The sequence below is a fragment of the Marinobacter halodurans genome (assembly GCF_004327985.1).
GTDB lineage: Bacteria > Pseudomonadota > Gammaproteobacteria > Pseudomonadales > Oleiphilaceae > Marinobacter_A > Marinobacter_A halodurans.
In genome coordinates, this window is sequence record NZ_SJDL01000060.1 from 1 (window position 1) to 11826 (window position 11826).

Annotated in this window: 4 protein-coding genes and 2 pseudogenes; 4 read left to right on the forward strand and 2 right to left on the reverse strand. The window is 51.7% G+C overall.

Annotation, left to right across the window (positions count from 1 at the left end):
* A pseudogene (locus EZI54_RS22310) lies at positions 1 to 490 on the forward strand (IS5/IS1182 family transposase); the annotation flags it as partial.
* Between the two features lie 309 nt (positions 491 to 799).
* On the opposite strand, the gene EZI54_RS22315 reads toward EZI54_RS22310, so the two are convergent.
* Both EZI54_RS22315 and EZI54_RS25495 read right to left on the reverse strand, forming a co-directional pair.
* On the reverse strand, positions 800 to 4687 hold the full coding sequence (locus EZI54_RS22315) for a two-component regulator propeller domain-containing protein (RefSeq protein WP_165495846.1): 3888 nt from the start codon (positions 4685 to 4687) through the stop codon (positions 800 to 802).
* A gap of 201 nt (positions 4688 to 4888) precedes the next feature.
* A complete protein-coding gene (locus EZI54_RS25495) occupies positions 4889 to 5083 on the reverse strand; it encodes an EAL domain-containing protein (protein WP_423227014.1) in 195 nt (64 codons plus the stop codon).
* A gap of 560 nt (positions 5084 to 5643) precedes the next feature.
* Here EZI54_RS25495 and EZI54_RS22325 point away from each other — a divergent pair.
* The 3 genes and pseudogenes from EZI54_RS22325 to EZI54_RS24630 all read left to right on the forward strand — a co-directional run bounded on the left by EZI54_RS22325 (position 5644) and on the right by EZI54_RS24630 (position 11676).
* A pseudogene (locus EZI54_RS22325) lies at positions 5644 to 6545 on the forward strand (transposase).
* Between the two features lie 1031 nt (positions 6546 to 7576).
* The gene (locus tag EZI54_RS22330) at positions 7577 to 11050 is read left to right on the forward strand and encodes a beta-ketoacyl-ACP synthase 3 (RefSeq protein WP_131484092.1); all 3474 of its coding nucleotides are present in this window, start codon (positions 7577 to 7579) and stop codon (positions 11048 to 11050) included.
* Between the two features lie 455 nt (positions 11051 to 11505).
* Positions 11506 to 11676, forward strand: coding sequence for a hypothetical protein (locus EZI54_RS24630; RefSeq protein WP_165495845.1), 171 nt, complete (start codon positions 11506 to 11508; stop codon positions 11674 to 11676).
* Positions 11677 to 11826 lie beyond the last annotated feature (150 nt).

An 11826-nucleotide genomic window follows, 5' to 3' on the forward strand; every position in this document is an offset into this window, starting at 1 on the left:
CAAAGAGGGGTTTGTACTGGATTGCCAGGCCCTGGCCGGCAACCCCTATGATGGCCACACCGTCGATACCTCACTCAAGCGCGTCCTTCTGCACACCGGCAAGATGCCGGAGCACCTGTTGGTGGACCGCGGCTACCGTGGCAGTGAGAGCACGTTTCTCGCCAGAGTCCATATCACCGGCAAGCGGCGCGGACGCGGCAAGGCCCATCCCGATCAGCAGCACCGGCGCAACAGCATCGAGCCGATCATTGGCCATCTGAAAAGCGATGGCCTGATGTTCCGGAACTTCCTCAGAGGCTTCAAGGGCGACAAGATACACTCGGTTCTGTGTGGCGTTGGTCTGAATCTGAGGAAGGTTCTGCGGAAACTCGCCGAGCTTTTTTGGCCTTGCGAGAATCAGCGGTATTGGCGCTTGATATTGACTATTTTATGGTCAATTCCGGCCTTGCTGGATGGGCCGACCGAGACCGATGAATGGTTGGCTGTCTGAAAACGGCGTTTTTGCAGGGGCGACTACTTCACGGTGTAACCGGCGAGAAGCCATCTACGAGAAAGGCAAAAGGCAAGACTTGACCCCGGCGTCCGCTATCAAAGTGTTCAGGCGCTCCCGTCCGTGACCCCGGCGTCTGCGCTATCAAAGTGTTCAGGCGCTCCCGAAGGTCGCACCGCTGACGCCTCTGGACCTGCGTTGCCAACCCTTGATGTGGAACCACCACACCGGCGGGCTGGCGCCTTGATCAGAGACGTAAGCGGTACGCAGTAGGTCAACGAATTAACCAGACGAGACACTAGGGTTTAACTATTTTGTCTGACGAAGAGCATGGAGAATTGCCCCGTAGTCAAAATTGTCGGCCAAGCCGTTCAGCTTCTTCTGTAGCCTTTGGTCGTGTATGGAAACCTGATGGATCGCCTCCTTGATGCGGTTGATTTCCAGGCTGTCCAGAGCGGCGATCAGTTTGTCGCGTAGCTCAGTCGGCAAGCTATCCAGCCTCTCTGGCGTCAGGGCCTCATCCTCGTCCTGTGACGCTGGCAATGCATCATAGATATATTCAACGCCCAGGTGTTTTGCCAGGTAGTTATAGATCTCCTGCGCACGGAAGGGTTTGCGCAGGAAATCGTCCATGCCGCCAGCGAGCATTTCGTTGCGTTGTTCGCTGAAGGCCGAGGCGGTCAGGGCAACGATCTTCACCTCCTTGCCGCCAGGAAGTCCGCGAATAAGTCGCGTCGCTTCCATGCCATCCATTACCGGCATCCGCCTGTCCATCCAGATAAAATGCGGCCGCCAGCTCTGGAACATTTGCACGCCTTGTTCGCCATTTTCAGCGATCCTGACCTCAAACCCGACCGATTCGAGTAGTTGGGACAGTAGTAGTTGGTTGTCTTGATGGTCTTCGACGATCAGGATTCGGTAGCCGGCATGGTCAGGGGCCAGTCTCACCACCCTACCCAATTCCGGCTGTTTCGGTTTGATATCACTGGCTTCTGCCTTGCTCAGTGGCAGGCTGACACGGAACAGGGTGCCTTTTCCCGGCTCGCTTTCCAGGCTGATGTTGCCGCCCATCATCTGTATGATTTGGCGGGTGATGGCCAAGCCTAGGCCGGTACCCTTGCTATCACCCTGCTTCCCTACCTGCACGAAAGGGTCGAAAACATGCCGCTGCTCTTCCAGCGCAATTCCGCAGCCACTATCTTCTACCTCAATGAGCAGATGGGGCCTTGAGTTTTCCTTTGTACCCAAACGGATGGTGACGCCACCCTGGTCAGTAAATTTCAGTGCGTTGCCCACCAGATTGACCAATACCTGACGCAGGCGCGCCTCGTCGCCAACAATGTAGCGTGGGAACAGGGAGGTCTGGTCGATATTGAGGGTCAGGTTCTTACTCTCGGCCCGCAGCTGCATCATGTCGCTGATTTCGCGCACCATGGCGCCGAGGTCGAAGGGGGTGTTATCCAGTTTGATCTGCCCCGCCTCGATCTTGGCCATATCCAATATGTCGTTGATCAGGGTCAGCAGGTGCTCGCCACTGCGGGTGATGATATTGAGGTTCTGTTGCTGGGACTTGGGCATCTGCGGGTCCTGGCCCATCAGGTTGGAGAAGCCCAGGATGGCGTTGAGTGGCGTGCGCAGCTCATGACTCATGTTGGCGAGAAAGACACTTTTCGCCTGGTTGGCGTTGTCGGCTTCATCTTTGGCAATCTGCAGTTGTTCGTTTGATTCGGCCAACTCGTGGGTGCGTTCATCAACCTGTTGCTCCAGTAGCAGACTGCGCTGCTGGATACCCCTGACCCGTGAACGGTAGCCGACAAAAGCCAGGGCCAGAAAGCCGGCGGCGGAGCTACCCTGGAACCACCAGGTTTCCCACCAAGGTGGTGTAACCCTGATATCAAGCATTGCCCCTTTCTCGTTCCAGACGCCGTCATTGTTGGACGCTTTTACGCGAAACGTATAGTCACCTGGGTCGAGGTTGGTATAGGTGGCCAGTCGATTGCTACTGTCGGTATACACCCAGTCCTGGTCAAACCCTTCCATTTTGTAGGCGTATTGGTTTTTCTCTGGAGCCCGGTAGTCGAGCGCGGCAAACTTGAGGGATAGGACGGTGTAGTCGTAGGGCAGGGTAATTTGCCTGGTGACACTGATGCTCTTTTGCAGGGGAGAGTCCCCGCCAACCGCAACCGGTTTATTGAGCAGGTCGAGCTCTGTGAGCGCCACCTTTGGGGGCGTTGGGTTATCAGGCAACTGGTCAGGGAAAAAGCTATTGAAGCCCTTGGCCCCGCCAACAAAAATCTCGCCGTCGGGCGTGGTGTAGCCGGCTGTCGGCTCCAGGGCATTGCTCAGCAGGCCGTCATGCTCGTTATAACGGCGCAAGCTGCCAGTTTCCGGGTCGAAATGCCCCAGGCTTTTACCGGCAATGACCCACAATTTGTCCTGTGCATCGTCAGCCAGAACGGCACTCACATCCGGGTAGACTGTAAAACGATGAGTGTCCGGGTTGTATTTGTTCAGCCCGCTACTGGTTTCCACCCAAATTGTACCGTGGCGGTCTTCGTGAATCGTATGGCTGTTGACGCCGCTGATTCCGTGCCGTTCGGGTGTGAAGTTCACGGCTTTACCGGTAGTTGGGTCGACACGGCTGACAGACGCATCGCCGCCCATCCAGACCTGGCCGTCAGATGCGACGGTCAGGTAATTAAGGCTGTTATTGGCGATACTGTCCGGGTTTTCCGGGTCGTGAGGATAGTTTGTGAAGGTTTCGCTGCTCGGGTTGAAACGCTGCAATCCCGCGCCGTAAACGGCCAGCCACAGATTGCCTTGAGCGTCTACATCTGCGGCAGAGACCCAGTCAGACGCCAAGCTATTGGGATTTTCCGGGTCATGATGGTACTGCGTCCAGGTCTCAGTCTGTGGGTCAAATTTATTCAGTCCGTCCGCGGTAGAGACCCACAGCCAACCGCGTGGGTCATACCGAAGATCGTAGATGTTGTTGTCGCTCAAGCTGTTGGGGTTGTTTGGCTCAGCTCGATAGGTGGTGTAGGTGTTTTTTTCGCGGTCGAAGCGCACTAACCCCTGGTCCCACATCGCGATCCAGAAAATACCGTCCTTGTCCTGCGTGATCGTGCGTACCCGGCCTACCGGCAACGAGTTAGGGTCGTCCGGGTGATGCTGGTAGCGAGTAAAGCGCTCACCGTCGGGGAAGTACACATCAAGTCCACTTAGTGTTGGGAACCAGAGTGTCCCACTGCGATCTTCAGAGATATAGAAGACCAGGCCGGCGATAAAACTGTCCGGGTCGTGGGGGTCGTTCTGGTAGCGGGTGAACTCCTGCGTTTTATCGTCAAAACGGTTGATACCGCTGCCCCAGGTCGAGACCCACAGTTGGCCACGGCTGTCACGCATTACATCGACGATAAAGCTGCTGCTGAGGCTGGTTGGGACGTTTTCATCGTGGAAATAGTGAACAAAGCGGCCACTATCCGGGTCGAAATGGTTGAGGCCACTGTCAGTGCCAACCCATATACTGCCATCGGGGTCTATCCAGAGACTTTCGACGTTGTCGTTACTGAGGCTGTTCGGGTCGTTTGGGTCGTGGCGGTAATGGGTGAATATGCCGGTTTCCGGATTGAATTTTTCCAGACCACCACCGTAAGTGCCAACCCAGAGCATGCCGGCATCATCTTGCCTGATCGGGTTCACGACGTTGTAACTCAGGCTATCAGGGTTACTGGGGTCGTGACGATAATTAGTGAACTGCTCCGTGGCCGGGTCGAAGCGGCTCAGGCCACCAAAGGTTCCGATCCAAAGAATGCCGTCGCGATCCTGAAGTACGAACCAGGTGGTGTTGTCGGCCAGGCTGTTGGGGTTGTTTTCATCATGCCGGTAGTACTTCCAGGTGTTGAGCTCGGGATCATGGCGGACAAGACCGCCGCCGTAATTGCAAAACCACAGGATACCGTCGCGGTCTTCGATCACATTCATGTAAAACTGTGGGGTGTTATTACTCCCCGGTGCCTGTGGGGTAAACGTGGTAAATGTCATTCCATCGTACTTGTTGATGCCCTCCATGGTGGTCGCCCAGATAAATCCCTGGCGATCCTGCAAAACTTTAACGACGGAATTATTGGAGAGGCCGTCATCAATCGTTAGATGATGAAAGACGACTTGCCTTTGAGGGGGGGGCACCGCTGCCACGGGCTGTTTGTCAGGCAGATCGCTGATGGGAGGGGGCTGTTGAAGGTCCGTCGATCGATTCGCGCTAACGTTAACAGGCGCAATCAAAATTATAAGAATTAACCAAATAACCCTATAACTACTTATCAAGATCGCCCTTAACATATTTTCACCGCAAGCTCCCACTTAAGGAACCCAGTACCAATTTAATAAACGCGGTGTCTAAGAAATACTTCCGATACTACCGGGTACCTGATTGGAACGGCACACATCAAGGAACTTTTCTCCCGACATCGACCTACCGTAATAAAAACCTTGTGCAAAATCACAACCACGAAACTGTAAGAATGCTTCCTGAGCGTCTGCTTCTATCCCCTCGGCAACCACTTTCATGTGCAAACTGTGCGCCATGGCGATTAAGGCATAGCATTGCCTCGCTCGCTGCCAATGTTTCTTACTAAAGGCATATCAATCTTTAGTGTAGTGGTCAACTAATCTCGGACAGTATTTTAAGGTTTTCCTCTGCGACAACAGGCGAAATGCCGTCGTTGAACGCATGCCCGGGCGCGGGGTCAGGTCTTGTGCCGGGCGCGGGGTCTTGCGTTTTGCCTCGCCTTGCCATTTCGATTTGATCCGAGCAGGCTATCCAGCCCCCAAAAAAAATCATCGGTGCCTGACCGCGTCCAAGCTATACAGATTGATGGTTGCTCGCTCTCGCGGCGCCAGTCTTGGAGTGGCTCTCGGCCAGGGTGCATCAGGCACTTTGTGTGCCCGGGAGAGTGCGTCGAGTCCCATTCAGATTTCTGGTTGAACCATCCCAATGTCCGGACTGCTCCACGCACTCAAATCGTATTCAGGCAAAGAGTTTGGTTTCATGGGTTATAACTGAATCTGGTGTTTGAGGGTTTGATAAGGAAGCGGCGTATCTGATTGATTTGGTGTCGCCAAAGAAGCCAAACAATCAGGAGTACACCGCCATGGCAAAGAGTAACGTTGTCGGGTTTTCAGGTCGAGAGGAATCAGCGGATCCATTGACCGAGTTGCTGCGTCGAGGCGCACGCGAGTTGATTCATCAGGCGGTCGAAGCCGAGCTCTCTGAGTTCATGGAGGCCTTCGGAGGGCGCCGACTGAAGGATGGTCGGGCTGCGGTGGTTCGCAATGGGTATCAGCCTGAGCGGGCGATCCAGACCAGGGTGGGGCCGGTCACGGTCAAGGTTCCAAAAGTTCGGGCGAAAGACGGACGCCCGGTCACTTTCCGGTCAGCGCTGGTTCCGCCGTATGTGCGCAAGACCCGCTCGCTGGAAGCGGCTTTGCCCTGGCTGTATCTCAAAGGGGTGTCGACCGGCGAGATGGAGGGCGCGCTGGAGGTTCTGGTGGGTCCTGATGCCAAGGGCTTGTCGGCCAGTACCGTCGCAAGGCTGAAACGCCAGTGGGCCCAGGAGTACGACGCCTGGCGCCAGTCCCGGCTGGATCGGGATCGTTGGGTGTATCCGTGGGCGGAGAGATCAAGGACGACGCAGAGACCGCCTTCGACCGGTTCGAGAAGCGATTCGAGGCCAAATACCCGAAGGCCGTCCAGTGCCTGCAAAAGGACCGTGAAGAGCTGTTGGCCTTTTACGACTTCCCAGCCCAGCACTGGCAGAGCTTGAGGACGACCAATCCGATCGAGTCGACCTTCGGCACGATCCGCCACCGCACCAAGCGGACGAAGGGCTGCTTGAGCCGGGACGGCATGCTGCAGATGATGTTCAAACTCGGGGAGTGTGCCCAGGAAAACTGGCGCCGTCAGCGCGGCTTCAACTACCTGGGCAAGGGCATCACTGGGGTGCAATTCAAAGATGGAATCGAGGTGGACACAGACAATCAGGATGCTGCTTGATCAAGCCCGTGAACACCAGGTTTGACGATAGCTCGTCCACTAACCAGTACCACTTAAACGTCGATTCCACGGCAACACCGTGAAGGTCGGACTTAAAGGAAGTGAGCGCCCGCTCAATCAATTGGATATCGTTTGGCAGGCGCTGCTGCATAACGACGTTGTCCTGATCGTCGATGACGACCAAGACTGTTGTTGGAGTGAAGATCAATGGCGCAGAATAAGCTCATGTCAGCCTCCTGTAGCGGCGGGTTTGTTTGGCCACTACCAGCCTACTCCGGGTGACGGGCTATGGGAGGCTGGCTACATGATCTTCAGATTTATTTTCATAGGGGCAACACATGCCTGAATGTAGCCTGAACCTGAACTCGGCTAAAACTTCGCTGGAGGAAAAAGGCGTTTATACCTCCTATACCCTCTCGATTCTGCTAATAACGATACGTATTAACCGGATGACTGGTAACGGTAACTTCGACAAAGGTTGTAAGCACGCAAATCTTTTGCTGCAAGGTACGATGGTTCGGTTAAGTGTTATTTTGCAGGGGCAATTTCTGTTCCGTTAATGATTGCCGGTACGTCCTGTTTTTTACTTACAACAATAATATTGTGCATTCTATGCTCTAGAGGAAATGAAGTCGCTTAATAACAAAGAAAAACGATAAATCTTCCGGCCGATTAGGAGTCGGTAAATTATGTGATTATAAAAAGATTGGGTGGGGGGATCCTCAGTTTGAACCATATGTAAGGATGTGGTATTTCGGTAATCGGAAGCTGGTCAAGTAGTGGTTATGATGGATATATTGTTACATAGGATTACCGGTTTAATGCTTGATCCTCCCGAAGATGTAGAGCATAGTGACACTAACCCAATTAGCAAAATGCAACTACTTGATTCATGGTCTTCATGCTTCGGCCAAATTGCAATTTAGCGGTATGCTCTTGAAATACAAAACTATAATACATAGTAAAGTAATGCCCTTTGTTAGTTCTTAGTGTTATAGTAGAATCTCGATTTTGTTTAACTGGAGAATGGTATGGAGAATACATTACAGGAGCTTGGTCTCGAAGAGATCCATGATTTATGGCGCTGGATGATTACAGCCAGAGAAATGGATCTTATTGAGCAGAGTTTTACTGGACGGGGAGAGGCGTTTTTCCATGTTTCCGGAGCCGGTCATGAGGGTGCGGCGATACTTCAATTCTTGTTAGGGAAACAGGATTGGTTGCACTGTCATTATCGGGACAAAGCACTTATGTTAGCGCGAGGCATAAGTCCGGAAATGTTTTTTATGAGCTTGTTTACTAAGGATGGTTCTCATTCCCGCGGACGCCAAATGAATGCTCATATGAGTGCTCCGGAGTTGAATGTGTTGTCTATTGTAGGGCCTGTTGGTGACAGTGCACTCCAGGCAGCCGGTGTGGCAGCAACGGTGCGGGATGCTAAGGACAATCCCGTTGTATTATGTTCCTTGGGCGATGGTATGACTCAACAGGGCGAAGTTCTTGAAGCGTTAGCACATGCCGTTCGTGAAAATTTGCCCGTTCTGTTTCTAATTCAGGATAACGCTTACGCAATTTCTACGGTCACAAGTGGACGAACCTTTTACGATCTTCCGTCCGGGCCCGCAAATGAGTTTTATGGCATTCCTATTGTTCGTATTAACGGACGTCAACCGTTATCCTGTTACCAGCCTTTACGCGATGTCATAGCAGGAATGCGTAAGGATCGAGCACCACGAATTGTTATTTTTGAGGTTGATCGCTTAGATAATCATACTAATGCGGATGATCAGCGAGTGTACCGATTTCCCGAAGATATTGCGGCGGTAAGAGAAAGCAGCGACCCGATTCCGGAGGTGTTTAAGGCGTTACTAGAAGCAGGACTCTCTTCCGAAGAACTCAAAAAAGAACAAGAAGAAATTCAAAATAAACTGATAGAAGATTCGCTTCGTGCCCAACGAAGTGCAGAACCTGTAGCCGTTCATTCGGCCTTAGCCCCACTAAAAAAGAACGTAGCTCCTGGATCACAAGAGTATCGAGGCGGCAAAACTCCGGTGCATGAACTTCCGGAAAAAGAACGTCGAACTATGCTAGAGGCAATTCGTGGAGTTCTTGATTATCGTCTTGAGTCAGATAAGCGAGTCCGATTATTTGGCGAGGATATTGAGGATCCCAAGGGCGATGTTTTTGGTATTACTAAGGGACTTTCAAAGGATTATCCGGGAAGAGTACAAAATTCCCCTTTGGCAGAAGCGAGTATTCTTGGTGTTTCTGTCGGTAGGGCGCTAGCAGGCGATCGCCCGGTAGCTTTTTTGCAATTTGCTGATTTTTTGCCTATTGCCTACAATCAGATCTTTAGTGAGTTAGGGTCTATGTACTGGAGAACTGATGGTAAATGGCAGGCTCCGGTAATTGTTATGATAACTTGTGGTGGGTATAGGCCTGGATTAGGTCCCTTTCATGCTTCGAGTCTTGAAGCCTTGGCCGCGCATACTCCTGGAATTGATGTTTGTATGCCGAGCACCGCAGGTGACGCCGCCGGAATGTTGAATGCTGCATTCGAATCCGGCCGGCCCACATTGTTCTTTTATCCCAAAAATTGTTTAAACAACCGAGAAGAGGTTACTGGGTCGGATCTCGCAGATCATATAGTTCCTATCGGAACCGCGCGTACCGTGCAAGTTGGTAATGATATTACGCTCGTCGGCTATGGTAATACGGTATCGCTTTGCTCCAAAGCCGCAGAAACACTCACCGAGGTTGGTGTTAGTGCAGAGGTTATTGACCTAAGACATATTATGCCTTGGGATAAAAAAGCGATAGTTGAATCCGCGGAAAAAACCGGTCGCCTTTTAGTATCGCACGAAGACAATTACAGTGCAGGTGTCGGTGCAGAAATAATTGCGACAATAGCCGAGTCGACCGATCTTCCTATTAAAATGAGGCGAGTTACGCGTGCCGATACTTACGTTCCTTGTAATTTTGGAAATCAGCTTGAAGTTCTTCCCTCTTATAAACGTATTCTAGAGACTGCCGTTGAAATGTTGGATGGAGCGATTCAATGGGAGCAAGAAACTGTCGCCGGAAGTGGCGAATATTTGATTGATGCTATCGGTTCCAGTCCGTCTGATGAAGAGGTCCTTGTTCTTGAGTGGAATATTAAACCGGGCGATGTTATAGAGGCTGGTCAAAAAATAGCCGAACTTGAAGCCGATAAAGCGGTATTTGATCTTATGAGTCCGGTTGGCGGTACTCTGGTTGATTATATTATTCCGGAAGGTAACAGAATTGCTGTGGGCAAGCCATTGGCTAAAGTTCGACTCGAAGATACTTCGCTATCCGATACGGATGACGACGATTTGTCTAATCATGTGCCCATTAAACCAATCACGCGGGAAAATCCCGGCACACCCCATATTAGTGGTATCCGTTTGGGCTTGCCTTGGCAGGATTTAAACAATAAGCAAAGCAATGTAGGAACGTCCGGTTCCCATGCTAAACCCAGCGTTGCTTCTTCACATGACTCTGCAGTAACAATTGATGCCGGTATTATTGCAGTAGCTGGGGTAACCGGCTCACTAAAAATTGATAACGAAGAAATTTCAAGATTGTGTCCAACGTGGACACCACAAGATATAGTAAAACGAACGGGTATACATTTCCGAACTTGGGTTGGTAAAAACGAAGATGCAGTTGAACTAGGATTTCGGGCTGCACAAAAGCTTCTCCGTTCACAATCCATGAATCTTAATGACATTGATTATATCGTTTGTTCTACCGGAACGCCGATGCAGCACACTCCAAGTATGGCAACAATAATTCAATATAAACTTGCTGCCGATAGCGGTTTGGACAATGTTCTTGTGCCCTGTGTTGACCTGAATGCCGCGTGTTCGGGGTATCTTTATGCACTACAACACGCTTCCGACTATCTCATTAAGCGGCCGGGTAATCGCGTTTTGGTTATTACTACGGAAGTTCTGTCACCTCAAATTGATCGGGCTGATCCCAATACAGCGCCTATTTTTGGCGACGCGGCAAGTGCTACGCTCGTTGGCGGAAGAGCATATAGTGACGATTGGAAATTAGCGCTCCGTGCTGTTGAACTTGCCGCAGAAGGCGAACCGGGAGACATCCTACGAGTTCCCGCTACTGCTGATCAGACAATTTTCATGGATGGGGTAAAAGTATTTGTTAAAGCCATTGCAATGATGGTGCGTATGTTGCGCTCTGCTTGTGACCATGCCGATATATCTTTAGAACAATTGGATTTAATAGTTCCTCATCAGGCAAATCAGAGGATTATTAACGCCGTCCGTCAGCGTATGAAAGTTCCCCAGGAAAAAATGTTTAGTAACATTGCCAACCTGGGCAATACTTCTTCAAGCACAATACCATTAGCATTAATCGACGCAATACCTATGTTGCAATCGGGTCAATTGATAGGTCTCACGGCATTTGGTGGAGGTTTTACCTTCGGTGGTGCAGTGTTACAGGTAGTAAACTAATATGTAATCAATTTATTACATATTACAGGGCGGTCTCCAACACCAAGTGCAACACAGGTTAATGAATGTCGGAAGGGCTTCCTGCGTTCGTTTAATCAGGTCCATAAAGACCTCAAGTGGCGGCAGTCGCGGTGGCACCGTCCATCTTGGCTAGGAAGGAGGGCGCGGGGTCAGGTCTTGTGTTTTGCTTATTGCGGGAGGGGCAAAACGCAAGACCTGAACATCCCTCTAGGATTTTCAAGCCAGATTACTCACTCTGGCGATCTCTGAGCTCATATCCCCGACCTGTTTTCATCATCTGCCAGATCACTCGGACAAGATGACGGCCCAATGCTCTGACGGCCTGGTTGTGTGTCTTCCCTTGGGCACGTTTACGGTCGTAGTAATCCCGGGATTCGGCGACACACTTCGTATGCCGGACCAGGCAGGTCATTAAAGCACTTTGGCAACGTGAGTTGACGCACTTGGCCGGGCTGGTGCATGCGTACTGGCAGTACCAGGGCCGGACTGAGCGGATTTTCAGCCCCTGGCAGGCCCTGCTGCTGGGCGCGGTTGGCGGCCTGCTGGCGATTCTCGGTGTGGTGGTGTTGCCCATCACCTCCGGCGATACTTCATTCCGCGCGTAAGCGTTCATTTCAGGACGTTCTGACACCCCGCTGAGATTCGCCCTACAGTAACCTCACATTTTCCGACACGAGGTTACCCCCATGAGAAAGCACCGCACACCCGAACAGTGGCAGACCCTGGTTGATCAGCAGCGTGCCAGCGGCTTGTCA